The 253-nt window shown below is 53.8% G+C and carries 1 protein-coding gene; it reads right to left on the reverse strand.

Translation table 11 applies throughout. From position 1 onward, the window contains the following. Positions 1 to 253: hypothetical protein (locus ACCD07_RS32350; protein ID WP_413449699.1), on the reverse strand; the 253-nt coding region annotated here is incomplete at both ends.

The following is a 253-nucleotide window of genomic DNA, read 5'->3' on the forward strand; positions in this document are numbered from 1 at the left end:
GGGGGGTGTTTGTGGGGGGTGGGGGGGGGTGGTGGTTTTTTGGGGGGGGTGTTGGTGGTGGGTGGTGTGGTTTTGTTTTTTTTTTCGTCTTGTGGTGGTTTTTGTTTTTTTTTTTTTTTGGGTGTTTTTTTTTTTTTGTGGGGTTTGTTGGTGGGGGGGTGTTTTTTTTTTTTTTCTTCGGTCTTGGTCTTTTGGGGGGGGGTGTTTTTGTCTCCGGGTGCGGGCGCGGGCGGGGCCCCCGCGCCGACCGGGG

This window comes from Duganella sp. Dugasp56, assembly GCF_047304105.1.
In the GTDB taxonomy this organism is placed as follows: Bacteria; Pseudomonadota; Gammaproteobacteria; order Burkholderiales; family Burkholderiaceae_D; genus Rugamonas; species Rugamonas hordei.